Raw genomic sequence first — 22,236 nt, 5'->3', positions numbered from 1 at the left:
ATGTCCGACCGCAGTGCTCGCCTCCACGCTCTCCAGCAAGCCCTCAAGGAGCGTATCCTGATTCTCGATGGCGGCATGGGGACCATGATCCAGAGCTACAAGCTCGAGGAACGGGACTACCGTGGCGAGCGCTTCGCCGACTGGCCCAGCGACGTCAAGGGCAACAACGATCTGCTGGTGCTGACCCGTCCGGACGTGATCGGGGCCATCGAGAAGGCCTATCTGGATGCCGGCGCCGACATTCTCGAGACCAACACCTTCAACGCCACCCAGGTGTCCCAGGCCGACTACGGCATGGAGGCGCTGGTCTACGAACTGAACGTAGAAGGCGCACGCCTGGCCCGCAAGGTGGCCGATGCGAAAACCCTGGAAACCCCCAACAGGCCGCGTTTCGTCGCGGGCGTTCTGGGCCCGACCAGCCGCACCTGTTCGATCTCCCCCGACGTCAACGACCCGGGCTATCGCAATGTCACCTTCGACGAACTGGTACAGAACTACATCGAAGCTACTCGCGGCCTGATCGAGGGCGGCGCCGACCTGATCCTGATCGAGACCATCTTCGACACCCTCAACGCCAAGGCGGCGATCTTTGCCGTACAGCAGGTGTTCGAAGAGGACAACGTCGAACTGCCGATCATGATCTCCGGCACCATCACCGACGCCTCCGGCCGTACCCTGTCCGGCCAGACCACCGAGGCATTCTGGAACTCGGTGCGCCACGCCAATCCGATCTCCGTGGGCCTGAACTGCGCCCTGGGTGCCAAGGACCTGCGTCCGTACCTGGAAGAATTGTCGACCAAGGCCGACACCCATGTGTCCGCGCACCCCAACGCCGGCCTGCCCAACGCCTTCGGCGAGTACGACGAGACTCCCGCCGAGATGGCCGCGGTGGTCGAGGAGTTCGCCGCCAGCGGGTTCCTCAACATCATCGGCGGCTGCTGTGGCACCACCCCGCCACACATCCAGGCCATCGCCGAGGCGGTGAGCAGGCACAAGCCCCGGGCGATTCCGGAGATCCCCAAGGCCTGCCGCCTGTCGGGCCTGGAGCCGTTCACCATCGATCGCCAGTCGCTGTTCGTCAACGTTGGCGAACGCACGAACATCACCGGTTCGGCCAAGTTCGCCCGCCTGATCCGCGAAGAGAACTACACCGAGGCCCTGGAAGTCGCCTTGCAGCAGGTCGAGGCTGGCGCCCAGGTGATCGACATCAACATGGACGAAGGGATGCTCGACTCCCAGGCCGCCATGGTGCGTTTCCTCAACATGATCGCCGGCGAGCCCGACATCTCCCGGGTGCCGATCATGATCGACTCCTCCAAGTGGGAGGTGATCGAAGCCGGCCTCAAGTGCATCCAGGGCAAGGGCATCGTCAACTCGATCTCGATGAAGGAAGGCGTCGAGCAATTCAAGCACCACGCCCGCCTGTGCAAGCGCTACGGTGCCGCCGTGGTGGTGATGGCCTTCGACGAAGTCGGCCAGGCCGACACCGCCGCACGCAAGCGCGAGATCTGCAAACGCAGCTACGACATCCTCGTCAACGAAGTGGGTTTCCCGCCGGAAGACATCATCTTCGACCCGAACATCTTCGCCGTAGCCACCGGCATCGAGGAGCACAACAACTACGCCGTGGACTTCATCGAAGCCTGCGCCTACATCCGCGACCACCTGCCCTACGCCCTGTCGAGCGGCGGCGTGTCCAACGTGTCGTTCTCGTTCCGCGGCAACAACCCGGTGCGCGAGGCGATCCACTCGGTGTTCCTCTACCACGCGATCCAGAACGGCCTGACCATGGGCATCGTCAACGCCGGCCAGCTGGAAATCTATGACGAGATCCCGCCGGCCCTGCGCGAGAGGGTCGAGGACGTGGTGCTCAACCGCACCCCGCACGGTACCGACGCCCTGCTGGCCATCGCCGACGATTACAAAGGCGGCGGCGCAATCAAGGAAGTGGAAAACGAGGAATGGCGCTCGCTGCCGGTCGGCAAGCGCCTGGAACACGCGCTGGTCAAGGGCATCACCGCCTATATCGTCGAAGACACCGAGGAATGCCGGCAGCAGGCCGCACGCCCGATCGAGGTCATCGAAGGCCCGCTGATGAGCGGGATGAACGTAGTCGGCGACCTGTTCGGGGCCGGCAAGATGTTCCTGCCGCAGGTGGTCAAGTCGGCGCGGGTGATGAAGCAGGCCGTGGCCCACCTGATCCCGTTCATCGAAGCCGAGAAAGGCGACAAGCCGGAGGCCAAGGGCAAGATTCTCATGGCCACGGTCAAGGGCGACGTGCATGACATTGGCAAGAACATCGTCGGCGTGGTGCTCGGTTGCAACGGCTACGACATCGTCGACATGGGGGTGATGGTTCCCGCAGAGAAGATCCTGCAGACCGCCCGCGACGAGAAGTGCGACATCATCGGCCTATCCGGCCTGATCACCCCGTCGCTGGACGAGATGGTCCACGTCGCCCGCGAAATGCAGCGCCAGGATTTCCACCTGCCCTTGATGATTGGCGGCGCCACGACGTCGAAAGCCCACACGGCGGTGAAAATCGAGCCCAAGTACAGCAACGACGCGGTGATCTACGTCACCGATGCCTCCCGTGCGGTAGGCGTGGCCACCCAGTTACTGTCCAAGGAACTCAAGCCAGGCTTCGTCGACAAGACCCGCCAGGAATACGTGGAAGTGCGCGAGCGCACCGCCAACCGCAGTGCCCGCACCGAGCGCTTGAGCTACGCCCAGGCAATCGCCGCCAAGCCGCAGCATGACTGGGCGGCCTACCAGGCCACGGCCCCGGCCTTCACGGGCGTCAAGGTGCTGGACAACATCGACTTGCGCGCACTGGCCGAATACATCGACTGGACCCCGTTCTTCATTTCCTGGGACCTGGCCGGCAAGTTTCCGCGCATCCTCGAGGACGAAGTGGTGGGTGAAGCCGCCACCGCGCTGTACCAGGATGCCCGCGAGATGCTCGACAAGCTGATCGACGAGAAGCTCATCAGCGCCCGGGCGATCTTCGGTTTCTGGCCGGCCAACCAGGTCAACCATGACGACATCGAGGTCTACGGCGACCACGGCGAGACCCTGGCCACCCTGCACCACCTGCGCCAGCAGATCATCAAGCCCGACGGCAAACCCAACCTGTCCCTGGCCGATTTCGTCGCGCCCAAGGACAGCGGCGTGACCGATTACGTCGGTGGTTTCATCACCACCGCCGGCATCGGTGCCGAGGAAGTGGCCAAGGCCTACCAGGACAAGGGCGACGACTACAACTCGATCATGGTCAAGGCCCTGGCCGACCGCCTGGCCGAAGCCTGCGCCGAATGGCTGCACGAACAGGTGCGCAAGGAGCACTGGGGTTATGCCCGTGACGAGCACCTGAGCAACGAGGCCCTGATCAAGGAGCAGTACAGCGGTATCCGCCCTGCCCCGGGTTATCCGGCGTGTCCGGATCACACCGAGAAGAGCACCCTGTTCGCCCTGCTCGACCCTGCGGCCAGCGAAGGCAAGGCCGGGCGCAGCGGGGTATTCCTCACCGAGCATTTCGCCATGTTCCCGGCGGCAGCCGTCAGCGGCTGGTACTTCGCCCACCCTCAGGCGCAGTATTTCGCGGTGGGCAAGGTCGACAAGGACCAGGTCCAGAGCTACACCGAGCGCAAGGGCCAGGACCTGGCCGTGAGCGAACGCTGGCTGGCCCCGAACCTGGGCTACGACAACTGATCGGTAGCGTTCATGCGGGGGTGCCTGGCACCCCCTGATGCCCGCCGGGATTGTCTATGCTCTGTTGACACCAAACCGTGTCGAGGGATTTATGGACGATCCAAACAACAACCAGCCACCGACCTTCCTGCAAATGCTGCAAAGCGTGCTGGCGGCAGCCTTCGGCGTACAAAGCGGAAAAAACCGCGCCCGCGACTTCACCCATGGCAAGCCCAGTCACTTCATCGCGCTGGGCATTCTGTTCACCACCCTGTTCGTCCTGGTGCTCCTGGGCATCGCCAAGTTGGCGATGCACCTGGCGGGGGTCTGAAGCGCTAGTGCAGCAGCAATTGCAGGCCGAAGGGGTAGTGATAGCCCTCCGGCTTGCCCTGGGCGGACAAGGCGCGAAAATTCACCCGAACCCCCGCCCGGTCGCCCAGGCGCAGCAACTGCTGCGCCTGGCCCGGCGTCAGCGGCTGCAATAACGGCAGACGCCAATCCGGCCCGCCCTGGCGCCGGGTGTCGAGGCCGAGCGCATCGTCGTGGAACGTCACCAGGGCCCAACCACCCAGGGTGAAGTGCCCGGCAACCAATACCGACAATTGCCCATCGATCAATGCCTGCAAGGCTTGCGGTGAACTGTTGAGCCCGCTGAACAGCAGGTCCTTGCCCGGCTTGCGTCCCAGTTCGCGAGCCGCGCTCATGGCACCCAGGGCCATTTCGTCATTGGCCGACCAGACCAGCTGGGTTTGCGGATAACGACGCAGCAACTGCTGGGCCTGGCGATAAGCCCGCTCGCGACTCCATTCGCCATAGACCAATTGACGCAAGTGCACCTGCGGGTACTCGGCCAGGGCCCGACGCAAGCCCTGTTCACGCTGCTGTGCCGCAGGGGTGACCTTGAGGCCGGAAAAGGCCAGCAGTTCGATGCTCTGCCCCGGAGCCAGCGGCCCATGCTGGCGCAAAAGCTCCTTGAGCATCAGGTAGCCGGCTTCTTCGTCATTGCCCAGCATGCTGCCGATCCAGTCGGAATACTTGTGCTGGCTCTGGCTGATCAGGTCACGCTGATCCTGGGTCAGCGCACTGTTGACGATGAACAGCTTGATCCCCGTGCCCTGGGACAAACGCAGGATCTGCGGCGCGATGTACTGTTCGTTCACCAGCATCAGGTAATCTGGCCGATGCTCGCTCTGGATCACCTGCCGCGCTTGCTCGAGGGTCCTGCCGGCATCACGCTCGGCATAAAGAATGCGCAAGTCCATGCCCAGGTCGCGCGCGGCGGCCTGCATGAAATGCGAATAGCTGACCCAGAAGATTTCCGTCGAATTGCCGGGATTGAGAAACACCACCGATGTCGCCTGAGCCACACTCCAGAACGGCAGGCTTACCCACAGCACGCACTTGCACAACAGCTTGAACATCGCGAAAAGAGCCCCAGAATGATCCCAGGCAGTATAACTGGCAAGATGCTGGCCAATAACGGTAAATTGTCGAAACTGTCCGACAATCCAGGCTCTGCGGAAGTTTTCTACTACTGGTGACTGACCCAGAACACGGCCGTACCCACGACCAGAATGATCAGAAAAAGAATGGCCCAAGCATCAACGCTACTGTCACTTTTCCTAGCTTTGGTTGGATGGCTCATAGCATCGCCTCTAGTGGATTTTATCGGTGACTGCTCAAAGACTCGTCCACAGTTAAGCCCATCATTTCCCACACCACAAATGTGGATACTGATAGACCCCTACCGTTAGTCGTTTTGGTTCTTTTCATATACTCAAACATCACTTTTGCGCATAACCGCAAACTGGTATCGTTCGGCCGCTCCGATGGGAGTGCGCGGCCGTGCGCGCAGATTTGCTTACGTGGGTGGTGTTGAGCGTCAACGAAGGCACGACGAGGTGAAACCGGCGAGAGCCGCGATCGACTCCAGTCAAAGCGCCCTGATGAACCTGTTCACCGCAGTATTTGCCGAGTGCGCTTGCAAGCCACCTGTAGCCTGAGAACTGGACCTATATGTACGTATACGACGAGTACGATCAGCGGATCATCGAGGACCGCGTCAAGCAGTTCCGTGATCAGACCCGACGCTATCTGGCAGGCGAGCTGAGCGAAGAAGAATTCCGCCCCCTGCGCCTGCAGAACGGGCTTTATATCCAACGTTTTGCCCCGATGCTGCGGGTCGCCGTGCCTTACGGCCAGTTGAACTCGCGCCAGGCCCGGATGATGGCCAAGATCGCCCGGGACTACGACAAGGGCTACGCGCACATCAGCACCCGGCAGAACGTACAGTTCAACTGGCCGGCCCTGGAAGACGTCCCGCAAATCCTCGCCGAGCTGGCCACTGTGCAGATGCATGCCATCCAGACCAGCGGCAACTGCCTGCGCAACGTCACTACCGATCAGTTCGCCGGAGTAGCCGCGGACGAACTGGTGGACCCCCGCCCCTGGTGCGAGATCGTCCGCCAGTGGACCACCTTCCACCCGGAATTCGCCTACCTGCCGCGCAAGTTCAAGATCGCCATCAACGGCTCGACCGCTGATCGCGCAGCCATCGAAGTCCACGACATCGGCCTGGAGCCGGTGCACAACGCCGCCGGCGAGCTGGGCTTCCGGGTGCTGGTGGGTGGTGGCCTGGGTCGCACCCCGGTGGTCGGCGCCTTCATCAACGAGTTCCTGCCGTGGCAGGACCTGCTGAGCTACCTCGACGCCATCCTGCGGGTCTACAACCGCTATGGCCGGCGCGACAACAAGTACAAGGCGCGGATCAAGATCCTGGTCAAGGCCCTGACGCCCGAAGTGTTCGCCGAGAAGGTCGATGCCGAGATGGTCCACCTGCGTGGCGGCCAGACCACCCTGACCGAGGCCGAAGTGCATCGCGTAGCCCGGCACTTCGTCGATCCGGACTACAAGACCCTGGACAACCAGGATGCGGCCCTGGCCGCCCTGGACCAGGAGCATCCGGGCTTCGCCCGCTGGCGCACGCGCAACACCCTGGCCCACAAGAAGCCGGGTTATGTCGCCGTGAGCCTGTCGCTCAAGCCTACCGGCGTGGCGCCAGGGGATGTCACCGACAAGCAGTTCGATGCCATCGCCGACCTGGCCGACCGCTACAGCTTCGGCCTGCTGCGCACCTCCCACGAGCAGAACGTGATCCTCGCCGACGTCGAGCAGAGCCAGCTGTTCACCCTGTGGGGCGAACTGCGGGAAAACGGCTTCGCCACGCCGAACATCGGCTTGCTGACCGACATCATCTGCTGCCCGGGTGGCGACTTCTGCTCCCTGGCCAACGCCAAGTCGATCCCGATCGCCGAATCCATCCAGCGCCGTTTCGACGACCTGGACTACCTGTTCGACATCGGTGAGCTGGACCTCAACATCTCCGGTTGCATGAACGCCTGTGGCCACCACCATGTGGGCCACATCGGCATCCTCGGCGTCGACAAGAAAGGCGAAGAGTTCTACCAGGTATCCCTGGGTGGCAGCGCCAGTCGCGATGCCAGCCTGGGCAAGATCCTCGGCCCGTCCTTCGCCCAGGACGACATGCCCGACGTGATCTCCAAGCTGATCGACGTGTACGTGGAACAGCGTACCGAGGACGAGCGCTTCATCGACACCTATCAACGTATTGGCATCGACCTCTTCAAGGAGCGCGTCTATGCAGCGAATCATTAAGAACAACGAAGTCGTCGACGAAACCTGGCACCTGCTGCCCAAGGACGCGACGCTCGACGGCATCTCCAACTGCGACGACCTGATCGTGCCACTGGCATTGTGGCGCGAACACGGCCATGCCCTCAAAGCTCGCGATGGCGGCCTGGGGGTATGGCTGGATGCAGACGAGGAAGCCGAGGAGATCGGCGACGATATCCACAACTTCCAAGTCATCGCGCTGAATTTCCCAGCCTTCACCGACGGTCGCAACTACTCCAACGCCCGCCTGTTGCGTGACCGCTATGGCTACAAGGGCGAGTTGCGGGCTATCGGCGACGTGCTGCGCGACCAGTTGTTCTACCTGCACCGCTGCGGTTTCGACGCCTACGCACTGCGGGCCGACAAGGACCCCTACGAAGCCCTGGAAAGCCTCAAGGACTTCTCGGTGACCTACCAGGCCTCCACGGACCAGCCACTGCCGCTGTTCCGCCGCCGCTAAGCGTCGCGCCAACAAAAAGCCCTGGACCGGTTTCCCGCTCCAGGGCTTTTTTGTATCTGTCGTCTTTCAGACCGTCATCGCATGCACGCTCCTACAGAGGCCACGAGTTCGAGCTTTGTTGTAGGAGCGAGGCTTGCCCGCGATAGCCTTCAAGGATCACACGGACTGCAAGCTCGAGCACGGCCTTACCAGAAGCGCTGCTGGGTCAGGCGGCTCCACCAGGTCAGCAGGACGCGGTCCACCGAACCGCTGGCTGCCAGCCCTACCCGCTCCTGCAGGCTCTTGCGCTCGGCATAGTGCAGGTGGAATACCTCGGCCGCCTTGGCTTTTTCCGCCAGGTATTCGTCGCTGGTCTGCAACTGGTCCACCAGCTGTTTTTCCTGGGCCGCCACCCCGAGCCAGACTTCGCCGGTAGCAACCTCGTCAATGGCCAGCTGCGGCCGATAGCGAGCCACGAAGTTCTTGAACAGCTGATGGGTGACGTCCAGGTCCTCCTGGAATTTCTCCCGCCCCTTCTCGGTGTTTTCGCCGAACACGGTCAGGGTGCGCTTGTACTCGCCAGCGGTGAGTACCTCAAAGTCGATGTCGTGCTTCTTCAGCAGGCGATTGACGTTGGGCAACTGCGCCACCACGCCGATGGAGCCGAGAATGGCGAACGGCGCGCTGATGATCTTCTCGCCGATGCAGGCCATCATGTAGCCGCCGCTGGCCGCGACCTTGTCGATGCACACCGTCAGTGGCACCCCGGCCTGGCGGATGCGCGCCAGCTGCGAGGAGGCCAGGCCATAGCTGTGGACCATGCCGCCGCCGCTCTCCAGGCGCAGCACCACTTCATCCTTGGGCGTGGCCAGGCTCAGCAAGGCGGTGATTTCATGACGCAGCCCTTCGGTGGCCGAAGCCTTGATGTCACCATTGAAGTCCAGCACGAACACGCGCGGCTTGGCCTCGACCGGCTGCTTCTTCTGCTTCTTCTCGGCCTTGCCCTTGGCCTTGCGCAGCGCCTTGAGCTGGTCCTTGTCCAGGAGACTCTGCTCCAGCCGCTCGCGCAGGTCCTTGTAGAAATCATTCAGCTTGCTGACCTGCAACTGCCCGGCACCACGGCGGCGGCCCTTGCTGCGCAGCGCCGCAGCGGTGATCAGCACCACCAGGATGGCGACCACCAGGGTCACGGTCTTGGCCAGGAAACTGGCGTACTCGACAAAAAACTCCACGGAAACTCCTTACGCATGATCGCCGCCAACCCGCGGCGCAATGGGTCCAAGCATACCGGCGTGACTGGCCGGCCACCAGTCGCGAAACCTTGTGTAACCATGCTCCAACAATCATTTCAAACAAGCGTATGTTTTTTCATTGACAGCTCACCGGCATCCTCATAACCTCGCAAAACTTTCAACGTACCGGGATGACGCGGACGTGGGCAGCATCTACTTGATTCGACATGGCCAGGCCTCCTTCGGTGCAGACGATTATGACGTGCTGTCGCCCATCGGCGTACGCCAGGCCACGGTGCTGGGTGAGCACCTGGCGACCCTCGGGGTCAGTTTCGATCGCTGTCTGTCCGGGAATCTGCAACGCCAGCAGCACACGGCCCAGGCCACCCTTGAACAGCTTGGCGCGGCCGGCCTGGCCAGTCCGGCCCTGGAAGTCGACCCGGCGTTCAACGAGTTCGACGCCGACGCCATCATCCGCGCCCTGTTGCCCGACCTGCTCCCCCAGGAACCCGAAGCCCTGAACATCCTGCGCAATGCTGCGCAGAACCGCGGCGAGTTCCAGCGCATCTTCGCCCTGATCATCCAGCGCTGGCTGGCCGGCACCTACGACCCACCCGGCCTGGAAAGCTGGCTGGGGTTCGTCGAACGGGTCCAGGGCGGCCTGCAGCGAATCCTAGAAGCAGCAGACAACCGGCAGAAAATCGCCGTGTTCACCTCCGGCGGCACCATCACCGCCCTGCTCCACCTGATTACCCGGATGCCTGCCCAGCAGGCCTTCGAGCTGAACTGGCAAATCGTCAACACCTCGCTCAACCAACTGAAGTTCCGCGGTCGCGAAGTGTCCCTGGCCTCCTTCAACGGTCATACGCACCTGCAACTGTTGAAGGCGCCGGAGCTCATCACTTTTCGCTGAGCCCGGCTTACCGTGAACCCTTGCTGTAACCACCCATAAAAGGATCGAACCATGACCTCCGTAGCTGACGCCGTACAAGCCATGCAAGCCAAGTTCAACCCAGCTGCCGCTGCCGGCCTGGACCTGGTTTTCGGTTTCCGCATCGATGACACCAAACACTTCTCGCTGGTAGTCAAAGACAGCACCTGCGAACTCAAGGAAGGCGAGAACCCAGACGCCCAGGTCACCCTGGTGATGGACGGCGAAACCCTGGATGGCATCGTCAGCGGCGAGACCGACGGCATGCAGGCCTTCATGGGCGGCAAGCTGCGCGCCGAAGGCGACATGATGCTGGCCATGAAACTGAGCGAGCTGTTCCCAGCCTAAGACCCTGCAAGGTCCGGCTCTCCACGAATCCCGCCACTCGGCGGGATTCGTCGTTTCAGCCTCCCGCAACCTGTGCCTGCGGCTTCGTTGCCACGCCGGACGCCGCCAGCAACTCCCGGGTGTAGGGATGCTGCGCCGCGGCAAACAACTGCTGCGTTTCACCCCGCTCCACCACCTGGCCGTCCTTCATCACGATCAGCTCATGGGCCAGGGCCTGGACCACCGCCAGGTCATGGCTGATGAACAGGTAAGTCAGGCCATGTTCCTGCTGTAAACGCCGCAGCAACCCCACCACCTGCTTCTGCACCGTGCGATCCAGGGCCGAGGTCGGTTCGTCCAGCAGGATCAACTGCGGCTTGAGGACCAGGGCCCGGGCGATGGCGATGCGCTGGCGCTGTCCACCGGAGAACTCGTGGGGATAGCGGTGACGCGAGTCCGGGTCCAGCCCCACCTGCTCCAGCACCTCGATCACCGCCCGCTCCTGCTGCCCGGCATCCAGATCGGTATGAACCCGCAGGCCCTCGGCAATGATCTGCAGCACACTCAAGCGCGGACTGAGGCTGCCGAACGGGTCCTGGAACACCACTTGCAATTGCCGACGCAAAGGCCGCAACCGGACGTCGTCCAGCCCGTCCAGAGGCTGGCCGTCGAAACGGATGCGCCCCTGGGAGGCAATCAGGCGCAGGATCGCCTGGCCCAAGGTCGACTTGCCCGAACCGGACTCGCCGACAATGCCCAGGGTCTTGCCACGCTGCACGTGCAGATCGATACCGTCGACGGCCTTCAAGTAGCGCCGTGGCCGCCATCCGCCGCCGCCCTGGCGGAACCATACCTTGAGCTGCTCCACCTCCAGCAGGGTTTCACTGGGCGCCCTGAACAGGGCCTGTCCCCCGGGCTCGGCATTGAGCAGTTCGACGCTGTAGGGATGACGTGGCCCCTTGAACAAGGCTTCGCAACCGGCCTGCTCGACGATCTCCCCGGCCCGCATCACGCACACCCGCTGAGCAATGCGCCGCACCAGGTTGAGGTCGTGGCTGATCAGCAGCAGGGACATGCCCAGGCGTTGTTGCAGGGACTGGAGCAGCAGCAGGATCTTGCGTTGCACCGTCACGTCCAGGGCCGTGGTGGGCTCGTCGGCGATCAGCAACTCCGGCTCGCAGGCCAGGGCCATGGCGATCATCACCCGCTGGCGCTGGCCGCCGGAGAGCTGGTGCGGATAGGCCTTGAGTCGCTCCCGGGGCTGCTGGATGCCCACCAGCTCCAGCAGTTCGATAATCCGCTCCCGAGCCTGGGCGCCCGCCAGCCCCTTGTGCAGACGCAAAGTCTCGCCCAACTGGCGCTCAACGCTGTGCAGTGGGTTGAGCGAACTCATGGGTTCCTGGAAGATCATCGCGATGCGGTTGCCACGCAGTTGGCGCAAACGCGCCGGCGCCGCGCCCAGCAGTTCCTCCCCGCGATAGCGGACGCTGCCCTCGATCCGCGTCGCCCGCGGGTCGAGCAACTGCAGGAGGCTGTGGGCCGTGACCGACTTGCCCGAGCCGGATTCGCCCACCAGCGCCAGGCATTCGCCGGGGTAGATTTCCAGGTCCAGGCCATGCACCACCTCGGTGCCACCAAAAGCCACCTTCAGGCCACGCAGTTCAATCAGGGCTTGAGTCATCTCGGCACTCGCAGTTTCAGCTTTTAGGGTCGAAGGCATCACGGCAGCCTTCACCGATGAACACCAGCAACGACAGGATCAGCGCCAGCACGAAGAACGCCGTCAGCCCCAGCCAAGGCGCCTGCAGGTTGCTCTTGCCCTGGGCCACCAGCTCGCCCAGCGAAGCGCTGCCGGCCGGCATGCCGAAGCCGAGGAAATCCAGGGCCGACAAGGTCGCGATGGCCCCGGTGAGGATGAACGGCAGGTAGCTCAGGGTGGCGTTCATGGCATTGGGCAGGATGTGCCGCCCCATCACTTGCAGGTCATCGACCCCCAGCGCCCGGGCGGCCTTGACGTACTCCAGGCTGCGGCTGCGCAGGAATTCGGTACGCACCACATCCACCAGGGCCAGCCAGGAAAACAGCGCCATGATCCCCAGCAGCCACCAGAAGTTCGGCTCGACGAAGCCGGACAGGATGATCAGCAGGTACAGCACCGGCAGCCCCGACCAGACCTCCAGCAAGCGTTGCCCCCACAGATCGACCCAACCGCCGTAGTAACCCTGCAGGGCCCCGGCGCCGATGCCGACCAGCGCGCTGATGGCGGTCAGCGACAGGGCGAACAGCAACGACACCCGCACCCCGAAGATCACCCGCGCCAGCACATCGCGCGCCTGGTCGTCGGTCCCCAGCCAGTTGTCACGGCTGGGCGGGCTGGGCGCCGGCTGCGTCAGGTCGTAGTTGATGGTGTCGTAGCCGAAGGGAATCGGCGCGAACAGCAGCCAGCCACCCTGCCCCTCGACCAACTGGCGTACCGAGGCACTGCGGTAGTCCGGCTGGAAGGGCAACTGGCCGCCGAACGCCTGCTCGGTGTAGCGCTTGAACGCCGGGAAGTACCAGTGGCCCTGATAGGACACCAGCAGCGGCTTGTCATTGGCCAACAGCTCGCCACCCAGGGTCAGGACGAACAGGCCGAGGAACAGCCACAGTGACCACCAGCCACGCCGGTGCGCCTTGAAACGCTGCCAGCGACGCCGGCCAAGGGGGGACAGGACAAACATCAAAGGCTCCTCGCCGCAAAATCGATGCGCGGATCGACCAGGGTGTAGCACAGGTCGCCGAGCAGTTTTATCAAGAGGCCGAACAGGGTGAAGATGAACAGCGAGCCGAACACCACCGGGTAATCCCGGGCCACTGCCGCCTCATAGCTCATGCGCCCCAGGCCATCGAGGGAAAAGATCACTTCGATCAGCAACGAGCCGCCGAAGAACACCGTGACCAGCGCCTGGGGCAGGCCCGCCACCACCAGCAACATGGCGTTGCGAAACACATGGCCATACAGCACCTGCCGTTCGCTCAGGCCCTTGGCCCGGGCGGTGACCACGTACAAGCGCGAGATCTCGTTGAGGAAGCTGTTCTTGGTCAACAGGGTCAAGGTGGCGAACCCACCGACCACCAGGGCCGTGACCGGCAGCGCCAGGTGCCAGAAGTAATCGACCACCTTGCCCCAGGCCGAAAGCTGATCGAAGTCCTCCGACACCAGGCCGCGCACCGGGAACCAGTCCAGCAGCGTGCCGCCACCGAACACCACGATCAGCAACAGGGCGAACAGGAATCCGGGCATGGCGTAGCCGACGATGATCGCCGCGCTGCTCCAGACATCGAAGGCCGAGCCGTTGTGCACGGCCTTGCGAATCCCCAGGGGGATCGACACCAGGTAGGTGATCAGGGTCGCCCACAAGCCCAGGGACAGGGTCACCGGCAGCTTGTCCAGGATCAGTTCGGTGACCGTGGCGCCACGGAAGAAGCTCGTGCCGAAATCCAGCCGGGCGTATTGCCCCAGCATCAGCCACAAGCGCTCGCTGGCGGGCTTGTCGAAACCGTACTGGCGTTCGATGTCCGCCAGCAGCTTGGGGTCCAGGCCCCGGCTGGCGCGTGATTGCCCAGCCACGCTCTCGACGTGCCCGCCACCGGTCGCGCCCGTGGCGCCGATACCCTGCAAGCGAGCGATGGCTTGTTCCACCGGGCCTCCGGGAGCGGCCTGGACGATGACGAAGTTGACCAGCAGGATGCACAGCAAGGTCGGCACGATCAGCAGCAGGCGCCGCAGGCTATAACCCAGCATGGACGGCCTCCGCACTGCGCTTGTGCAACTGCCCCTGGGTCAGCGCCGTCGGGCTGATTTCCCACCAGCTGTCCAGCCCGGCGTCATACAGCGGGGCCATCTCCGGTCGGCCGAAGCGGTTCCACCACACCGTGGAAATGCCCGGCGGGTAGTAATTGGGAATCCAGTAGTAGCCCCACTGCAACACCCGATCCAGGGCACGGGCATGGGCCAGCATGCTGGCACGGTTGTCGGCCTGGACCAGGCCCTCGAGCAAGGCATCCACCACCGGGTTCTTGAGCACCATGTAGTTGTTGGAGCCGGGGTCGTCGGCACCGTCGGCGCCGTAGTAGTTGAACAGTTCGCGCCCCGGGGCCTGGGATACCGGATAGGCGGCGACGATCATGTCGTAGTCGCGGCTGCGCACCCGGCTGGTGTATTGCGCGTTGTCCACCTGGCGAATGTCGAAGCCGATGCCGATCTGCGCGAGGTTGCGCTTGAATGGCAGCAACAGCCGCTCGAACCCCTTCTGGCCATTGAGGAAGGTGAACTGCAACGGTTCACCGGCAGCATTCACCAGGCGGTCGCCACGAGGCGTCCAGCCCGCCTCGCCAAGCAGTTGCAGCGCGTGCATCTGCTGGTCCCGCACGATCCCGCTGCCATCGGTCCGGGGGGCTTGGAAAACCTGGCTGAACACCTCGTCCGGCACCTGCCCGCGCCAGGGCTCGAGGATCTTCAGCTCCTCGGCCGAGGGCAGGCCGACCGCCGCCAGCTCGCTATGGGAGAAGAAGCTGCGCTGGCGCAGGTACATGCCACGCATCATCTGCCGGTTGCTCCATTCGAAGTCCCACAGCAAGGCGATGGCCTGGCGCACCCGGCGATCCTGGAACGCCGGACGCTGCAGGTTGAAGATGAAACCCTGGGCGCCCTGGGCCGCGCCCGGGGCCAGGTGCTCACGCTGCAGACGGCCCTCCTCCAGGGCGCTGCCGGCATAACCGATGGTATAGGCGGTGGCAGAGAACTCGCGATTGTAGTCATAGCCCCCGGCCTTGAGGATCTGCCGCGCTACGTCGGTATCGGCGAAGAACTCCAGGCGCAGGCGGTCGAAGTTGTAGCGTCCGCGAGCCACCGGCAACTGTGCGCCCCACCAGTCCCTGGCCCGTTCGAAGGTCACGCTGCGCCCGGCATCCACTTTGGCCACCCGGTACGGGCCACTGCCCAGCGGCGGCTCGAAGCCACCGCCATCGGCAAAATTGCGCCCGCGCCACCAGTGCTCGGGCAGCACCGGCAACGACGCCAGGTCCAAGGGCAAGGTGCGGCTCTCGGCATTCTTGAACACGAAGCGCACCTGGCTCGGCGACTCCACCAACACCTCGGCTACATCGACGAACTGCTGGCGGTATTTGAGGCTGCCCTGGGTCATCAGCAGCTCGAAGGTAAAACGCACATCGCTGGCGGTGATCGGCCGCCCGTCCTCGAAGCGCGCCGCCGGATTCAGGTAGACCCGCAGCCAGCGCCGGTCCGGGGCCAGCTCGAAGCCCTGGGCCACCAGGCCATAGACGGTGTAGGGCTCATCCTGGGAGCGAAAGGCCAGGGGCGCATAGACCCAGCCGTCGATCTCGGCCACCCCGGTGCCCTTGTCGACATAGGGGATCAGATGGTCGAACGGCCCGCTTTCCAGGGAGGAACGCTTCAGGCTGCCGCCCTTGGGCGCATCAGGATTGGCGTAGTCGAAGTGGCTGAAGCCCGCCGGGTATTTCGGCGCTTCGCCATACACCGTCAACGACGGTTGCACGGCGGCCGACACCGCCGGGCTCAGCAGCACCCACAACCAGAGCAAGAAGATGGTTCGCAACTGCATTGCAACAAGCCCCTCTGGACAGTGCCCGGGGGCTCGCCGGCCTTGATGGCCCGCGTGCCAGGTTCCCGGTCACGGTTCTCGATGATCGCAACGCCCCGCTCCTGCCTGTGTTGTGCAACCAGGCCGGCATTTTTATAGGGCGGGGCTAGATCCATTGGTTACTAAAAAGCTTTCGGACTGCCGTTATCGGCTCCTTCAAAAGCTGTAGCTGAGCCGGGTATACAGGGTCCGCCCGAACGGGTCCGAGTAACGCGGGTCGTAGCCGCTCTGGAAGGTGTAGGTCTGGTTGCTGAACGGCGGCTCGCGGTCCAGCAAGTTCTTCACTCCCAGGGTCACGGCCAGGGATTTGCGCCAGGTATAGGTGCCGGCCAGGTCCCAGACGCTGTAGGCGCCGACGCTGTGATGAGTGCTGGGGTCGGAGTCGTGGTAGCCGCTGGTGTAGCGATTGGTCAGGCTGGCACCCAGCGGCCCCTGGCTCCAGCTCGCGGTCAGGCTGTGGCGCCAGCGCGCCACGGCGCCGGCCGACGAAAAGTCGCCACCGCGAAAATCCCCCAACTTGTCGATGAAGGCACCCTTGAGCTCCTGCTGATATTCGTAGCGATTGACATAGGTGCCTTGCAAGGCCACGCCAAACTGGCCCCAGGCCAGGGCCGGCAGGCGATAGTCGAAGCTGACGTCGACCCCTTCGGTCTTCAGCTTGCCCAGGTTGGACAGGCCGGTGACCACGTGATCGATGGAACCATCGGCCTTGCGCACCAGGCGATCGGCGTAAAGATCAGGACTCTCGAACGGCGACGACTCGGGGAACTCGGCAATCTGGTTGGCGATGTCGATCCACCAGAAGTCCAGCCCGGTGGTCAGGCGCTCGAACGGCTGGTAGACGAAGCCCAAGGTCACGTTGCGCGCGGTCTCGGGCTTGAGATCACGGTTGCCGCCGGAGCTGCGGTTGAACTGCTGGGCGCAGTCGCGATTGGCGATCCCGCCATTGCTCGGGTTGCCGCCGGCACACAGGTGCGGGTCGTTGTAGTTGGCGTTGGTGAAGGTGGTGTAGATCGGGTTGTACAGCTCATACAGCGATGGCGCGCGGAACCCTTCGCTGTAGGCGCCACGCACCACCAGCTCGCGAAACGGCTGGAAGCGGAACGAATACTTGGGGTTGGTGGTGCTGCCGAAGTCGCTGTACTTGTCGTGGCGCACCGCCGCCGACAGCTCCAGGCTGTCGAGCAGCGGAACGTTCAGCTCGGCATATTCGGCCTGCACGCTGCGGTCACCCGCCACTGCGCCATTGGGGTCGACCCCCAGGTTCTGCAAGTCGCCGGCAAAAGCGGCGAAATCCTGGTGGAAGTCCTCCTTGCGGTATTCGCCCCCCAGGGCCAGCCCCGCAGGGCCTGCACCGAACCAGTCGCCGATCTCGCGGCTGGCACGCCCGTCGATGGACTTGACCCTGCCCACGGCGCTGCCGTAATCGCCACTCACCGTGTTGGCGGCAAGCAGGGCTTCACCGGCTGGCGTTTGCGCCCCGAACGGGTTGATCACCCCGCTGGCGATGCCCTGGCGCACGGCCAGATCGCTGACATAACCGCTGCGAATGGTGTTGGTCACCTTGTTCTGGTTGTAGGCCGCGCCCACGTTGTAGTCCCAGCCGGCCACGCTGCCATCGAAGCTCAGCAGCAAGCGCTGGTTGCTGTTGTCGTCTTCATGCCGGCGCGCGCCGACCGAGGCTTCACGCCAGTTGACCGATACCGGCTGCGAGGAATCGAGGACAAAATCGCTGGGGCCGGGGGTGATGCCATTGCCCGGATAGAACGCGGTACCGGGGTCGACCTGGTTGCCCATCAGGGTGCCGGGGCCGATCTGGGTGCGGTTCTGGTTGCGCGCCCAGAAGTACTCCAGGCTGACGTTGTGTTCGTCACTGAGCTTGCCCGTGGCCTTGGCGAACGCCGAGGTCTTCTCGGTTTCCGGCACCAGGTCCAGGTAACTCCACAGGCTCTGCCGGCAGATGCCGTTGCGCGACAGCAACCCCGGGGCGTTGCAGCCGGAACCGGCCAAGGGGTTGGTAGCGTTGCCGCCCTGGCTCCAGTTGGCCGGGAAGGCAGTGCCGGAGGTGTAGTCCAGGCCGCGGCCGGGCTGGTAGTTGTAGGTGTAGCCACGGTCCTTGGCTGCCAGGCGCTCCTGCTTGTCGTGACTGACCACACCGAACACATTGAAGCGATCTTCTTCCAGGTCACCAAACCCCCAGCTACCGCTGAAGTTCTTGCTCTGGCCGCCGCCGGAATGGGTCGGTGTGTCGTAGCTGGTGCTGACCTGGCCGGTGGTCAGGCTGGTCTTGGTGATGAAGTTGATCACCCCGCCGATGGCGTCGGTGCCGTACAGCGCCGAGGCGCCGTCTCGCAACACCTCAACCCGGTCGATGGCGGCAAAGGGGATGGTATTCAGGTCGACCCCGGAACCATTGCTGCTGCCCGTGGCGTTGTTGCTCAGGCGTCGGCCGTTGAGCAACACCAGGGTCTTGTTCGGGCCAATGCCCCGCAGGTCGGCGAACGCCGCACCACCACTGCTGGAACCCACCGAACGCCCGGAACCCACCGATGACTGGTTGGCGGAAATACGGTTGATCAATTCCTCGGTGCTGGTCACCCCCTGCTCGCGCAGCTTCTCGACCCGCATGACAGTGACGGGTACTGCCGTCTCGGCATCGACCCGGCGAATCGCCGAGCCGGTGACTTCCACCCGCTGCAGCTGGGTGGTGGGCTCGGCGAAAGTCGCCGGGGCCGCGGCCACACGGCTGGCCGGCGCATCTGCGGCGCTGATCACCACGCCCTCGGCGCCCTCCTCGTCCTTCAGGCCCGTGCCCTGCAATGCCAGGGCCAACGCCTGGCCATGGCTGAGCGAGCCCTTGATCGCCGGGGCCGAATGCCCGGCCACCAGTGCCTGGGAGAAGGAAATCGGCAGGCCGCTCTGGCGCGAGATGCCCAGCAGCGTCTGGTCCAGCGGACCGGCGGGCAAATCGAACGGCTCGTTCGCGGCCCAGGCCGGCAGCACCTGGAAAGTCAGCAGCAAGGCCAGGCTCAAGGGGGATTTACGAGGTACAGACAGACTCATGGACAACCATCCCTGCGTTAGGTTTATGCAGGGATGTGCAATGGCCAGAGGTTTTTTATAGGTCCGGTTTAGACCGTTGGATGCTGACCTTATGCCCATCGGGATGGCCATTCTCCGGGTCACCGAAGGCCTGTTGGCCTTGTCACAGCCTCGCAAGCTCGGCAGCGGCACAAACACCGCCTCGTGTAGCCGCTGCCGCAGGCTGCGCATGGCCCGCAGGGCCACAGCGCTTGAGGGTTCGCCGAAGGCCTGCGTGTTGATTCAACTGCCGAAGTGGTAGCTCATGTCCAGCCACCACTGGCGCCCGTAGGCGTCGTAGTTGCCGGTGGGGTAATAGGGCCAGCCAGCGGAATCGTCGTGCTTGTACTGGTTGAGCAGGTTGTTGACGGTCAGCCCCAGGCTGGCGCGGTCGTTGATCTTGTAGCGGGCGCTGGCATTGAACACGGTCCAGGGCGAGAGCCGGCCGTCGCCGTTGCCATTGGTGACGCTGCCATAACGGATGCCCGTCAAGGTCGCGCTGTAATGCTCGTAGTCCCAGGTCAGGCTGGCGTTGGCCTTGCTGCGCCAGTCATGGTTGCTGCGGTCGGAGCGCAAATCCAGGCTCGTGGCCTGCTCGGATTCCTTGTAGTAGTGCGAGAGCACCAGCGTGTAGCCCAGGGTCGAGCTGAACGCCCCGTAGTCGCCAGCTCCCCAGCGGATATTGCTCTTGAGGTCCAGGCCGCTGACCCGCTCGCTGGCGGCGTTGATGGCATTGACCCGCACCTCTTGCAGCTTGTTCGGGTCCACCGCGGCATCGCCGGGGTTGCGCTGGACCCGTGCCAGCACCGCCTGGCAACTGGCCGAGCTGATGTCCTGGGCACCGCTGCGACAGGCATTTTCCTCTTGCAGCAGGCGGTTCTGGTCCACGGTGGTCAGCAGGTCGTCAATCTGCACGCGCCAGTAGTCGGCGGAAATGTCGAAGTTGCGCGACGGCGACCAGACCAGTCCATAGGTCCAGGACTTGCCGCGCTCGGACTTGAGGTCGCTGGTGCCACTCTGCACGTAGTCCACACGCCCGCGATCGCAAGCGCCCTCCACGCCCTGGCTGCAACCGTAGTAGTCGACCTGGTCGGGGTAGTAACCGTTGTTGTCGGCCTGGTAGATGTAGTTCAGGTCCGGCGCGCGAAAGCTGGTGCCATAGCTGCCGCGCACCAGCAGGCTGGTCAGCGGACGCCATTCCAGGCCCAGGTTGTAGGTCTTCTGCTGCTCGCTGCGGTCGGCGAACTTGTACTGGTCCCAGCGTCCGGCCAGGGATGCCAGCACCGTGTCGGTGACCGGTACGCTGAACTCGCCGCCCACGGCATAGCGCTTGCGCGAACCACCGGACTCCTGCGCCGGCGCGGTGCCGTAGAACGCGCCTTCGTTGAGCGCCGAATCAGGCTCGACACGGTACTGCTGCTTGCCCAGCTCCAGCACCCCGGCAAACCCCACCGGGCCGGCGGGCAGGTCGAACAGCTCGCCGTTGATCGAGGCGTTGTAGGTCTGCGACACCGAACGGCTGGTCTCGGTCAGGTTGCGGCGAAACTGTCGCCACTCATCGCTCGTCAAGGGCCGGTCCAGGCGCGCCGGGTCCGGGGCGAACACCGGATGCCCATCCTGGGTCCCCAACTGCGGGCCCAGGTAGAAATCGCGGATGGTCGACAGCGGCCGGTAGCGGGTGCTGCGCACGCTGCGGTACTGCGAACGGTTGGCCGCCAGCTCGTAGCTCCAGCCGCTGTCGCCGATCTGGTCGGACATCCCCAGGGTGCCAGTCCAGGAAGTTTCCCGCCATTTGCTGTTGTTGCTGGTGCGCCCGCCGATCTCCTCCTCGGAGAAACGCCGGAACCAGCGCTCCAGATTGCCCGTGTTGGCATTGATGAAATCCGGCGAGGTGAAGGTCGGCCCCCGGGTGTTGTTCTGGATATGGTCCAGGCCGTACATCAGGTCGGCGTACACCTGGCCGCTGTCGCTGAAATGCCAGGTACCGCGGGTGTAGCCATCGTAGTTTTCCTTCTGGGTCTGCAAGGTCCAGTAGTCGTTGTACATCTGGTCGGTGGTGCAGCGCCCGCCGCTGCCGCCCAGGTGGTTGCCGAAGGTGCCCTGGTAGGCGCCACAGCCCGGCCCCAGGTAGCCACCGGTGTCGAGGTTGCGCCGGTAGCCGACATCCACCGCCGGACTGCTGCTCATGAAACCGCGGTCGTCGGCCCAGATCGGTTCGCGTCGGGTCAGCTCCAGGCCGAACAGGCCATCGAAGTCGCCCCAGCTGCCGCCCCCGCTCAACTGCAGCCGCTGGTTGTCGCCGCCGCCACGTTCGGTGGTGCCGCCACGCAGGTTGAGGTCGATACCGTCGATCTTCTTCTTGAGGATGATGTTGACCACCCCGGCGATGGCATCCGAGCCGTAGACCGCCGAGGCCCCGCTGCTGAGGATCTCGATGCGCTCGATGACCGCCGAAGGGATGTTGGCCAGGTTAGTGAAGTTGACCTGGCCGCCATAGGCCGTCGGGTAGTCCGCCACCCGTCGGCCGTTGATCAGCACCAGCGTGTGATTAGGCCCCAGGCCGCGCAGGTTGAGGGCGCTGGCCGCCGGCTGCCAGGTATTGCCGTAGTCCTCGCCCTGGGTCATGCCGGTGTTCTGGGTGTGGGACGCCAGGGCGTCGTAGACGTTGCGGTAGCCCCGGGCCTCCATCTCCTGCTGGGTGATCACGGTCACCGGGGTCGCGCCGTCGGTCTGGGCCCGGGCGATGCGCGACCCCGTGACCGTGACCTTCGATAGCCGCGGCTCGCTGGCGCTGGCAGCGCTGCTGGGCCGGGTCGCCGGTGACGGGACCCGGGCCGCGGCAGGGCGCAGTACCAGGCCCTGCTCGCTGGCCTCGACCTCCAGGCCGCTGCCCAGCAGTGCCCGCTCCAGCGCCTGGCGGGTCTGCAGTGCGCCGCGAATGGCCGGGCCCTGCTTGCCTTGCACCAGGTCCTGGCGAAAGGAGATCGGTGCCCCACTCTGGCGCGAGATATCCAGGAGCACCTGATCCAGCGGCCCCTGGGCAATGTCGAAGGCGACTACCCCAGCGGCCGGCTCCTGGGCCTGGACCGCCCCGGGGACGCTGGCGACCGCCAGGGCCACGGCCAATGACAACCGGCACAGGTGCCGGAGCGGACGCTTGATACAGATCAGTGAGGACAT

At 64.2% G+C, this 22,236-nt stretch carries 14 protein-coding genes; 6 read left to right on the top strand and 8 right to left on the bottom strand.

The annotated features are described in order from the left end of the window. The gene (gene metH / locus LGQ10_RS00070; protein ID WP_226524253.1) at positions 1–3,711 is read left to right on the top strand and encodes a methionine synthase; all 3,711 of its coding nucleotides are present in this window, start codon (positions 1–3) and stop codon (positions 3,709–3,711) included. 91 nt (positions 3,712–3,802) lie between these two features. Then, positions 3,803–4,021: a DUF2970 domain-containing protein gene (locus tag LGQ10_RS00065; RefSeq protein ID WP_226524252.1), complete on the top strand. Its 219-nt coding sequence runs from the start codon at positions 3,803–3,805 to the stop codon at positions 4,019–4,021. A 4-nt stretch (positions 4,022–4,025) separates the two neighbouring features. Here LGQ10_RS00065 and LGQ10_RS00060 read toward each other — a convergent pair whose 3' ends face one another. After that, the gene (locus tag LGQ10_RS00060) at positions 4,026–5,111 is read right to left on the bottom strand and encodes an ABC transporter substrate-binding protein (protein ID WP_226524251.1); all 1,086 of its coding nucleotides are present in this window, start codon (positions 5,109–5,111) and stop codon (positions 4,026–4,028) included. 595 nt (positions 5,112–5,706) lie between these two features. On the opposite strand from LGQ10_RS00060, the gene LGQ10_RS00055 reads away from it, so the two are divergent. Beyond that, a complete protein-coding gene (locus LGQ10_RS00055; RefSeq protein WP_226524250.1) occupies positions 5,707–7,365 on the top strand; it encodes a nitrite/sulfite reductase in 1,659 nt (552 codons plus the stop codon). Beyond that, positions 7,349–7,843, top strand: coding sequence for a DUF934 domain-containing protein (locus LGQ10_RS00050; RefSeq protein WP_058434044.1), 495 nt, complete (start codon positions 7,349–7,351; stop codon positions 7,841–7,843). Before LGQ10_RS00055 ends, LGQ10_RS00050 begins: the two co-directional genes overlap by 17 nt. Before the next feature lie 185 nt (positions 7,844–8,028). Here LGQ10_RS00050 and sohB read toward each other — a convergent pair whose 3' ends face one another. Further along, positions 8,029–9,054, bottom strand: a complete 1,026-nt coding sequence (sohB, locus tag LGQ10_RS00045; RefSeq protein WP_226524249.1) for a protease SohB — start codon at positions 9,052–9,054, stop codon at positions 8,029–8,031. Positions 9,055–9,256: 202 nt separating this feature from the next. Between sohB and LGQ10_RS00040 the strand changes: the two genes are divergently transcribed. Together LGQ10_RS00040 and LGQ10_RS00035 are read left to right on the top strand one after the other, a co-directional pair. Further along, a complete protein-coding gene (locus LGQ10_RS00040) occupies positions 9,257–9,967 on the top strand; it encodes a histidine phosphatase family protein (protein WP_226524248.1) in 711 nt (236 codons plus the stop codon). A 51-nt stretch (positions 9,968–10,018) separates the two neighbouring features. Continuing rightward, on the top strand, positions 10,019–10,333 hold the full coding sequence (locus LGQ10_RS00035; protein WP_022639409.1) for an SCP2 sterol-binding domain-containing protein: 315 nt from the start codon (positions 10,019–10,021) through the stop codon (positions 10,331–10,333). A 55-nt stretch (positions 10,334–10,388) separates the two neighbouring features. Here the strand turns inward: LGQ10_RS00035 and LGQ10_RS00030 are convergent, their stop codons facing one another. The 6 genes from LGQ10_RS00030 to LGQ10_RS00005 form a co-directional block, all read right to left on the bottom strand. Continuing rightward, positions 10,389–11,993 (bottom strand): ABC transporter ATP-binding protein, encoded by a 1,605-nt coding sequence (locus tag LGQ10_RS00030; RefSeq protein ID WP_226524247.1) that lies wholly within the window; start codon positions 11,991–11,993, stop codon positions 10,389–10,391. A 16-nt stretch (positions 11,994–12,009) separates the two neighbouring features. Continuing rightward, positions 12,010–13,032, bottom strand: coding sequence for an ABC transporter permease (locus LGQ10_RS00025; RefSeq protein ID WP_226524246.1), 1,023 nt, complete (start codon positions 13,030–13,032; stop codon positions 12,010–12,012). Beyond that, complete coding sequence (locus LGQ10_RS00020) at positions 13,032–14,096, bottom strand: microcin C ABC transporter permease YejB (protein WP_226524245.1); 1,065 nt, start codon at positions 14,094–14,096, stop codon at positions 13,032–13,034. Before LGQ10_RS00020 ends, LGQ10_RS00025 begins: the two co-directional genes overlap by 1 nt. Next, positions 14,083–15,936 (bottom strand): extracellular solute-binding protein, encoded by a 1,854-nt coding sequence (locus LGQ10_RS00015; protein WP_226524244.1) that lies wholly within the window; start codon positions 15,934–15,936, stop codon positions 14,083–14,085. The genes LGQ10_RS00020 and LGQ10_RS00015 overlap by 14 nt, the downstream gene beginning before the upstream one ends. Before the next feature lie 195 nt (positions 15,937–16,131). Continuing rightward, positions 16,132–19,038, bottom strand: coding sequence for a TonB-dependent receptor (locus LGQ10_RS00010; protein ID WP_226524243.1), 2,907 nt, complete (start codon positions 19,036–19,038; stop codon positions 16,132–16,134). A 261-nt stretch (positions 19,039–19,299) separates the two neighbouring features. Then, positions 19,300–22,236, bottom strand: a complete 2,937-nt coding sequence (locus LGQ10_RS00005; protein WP_226524242.1) for a TonB-dependent receptor — start codon at positions 22,234–22,236, stop codon at positions 19,300–19,302.

This window comes from Pseudomonas sp. L5B5, from assembly GCF_020520285.1.
Classification (GTDB): Bacteria; Pseudomonadota; Gammaproteobacteria; order Pseudomonadales; family Pseudomonadaceae; genus Aquipseudomonas.
This window is presented reverse-complemented; position numbering and strand designations above follow the sequence as displayed.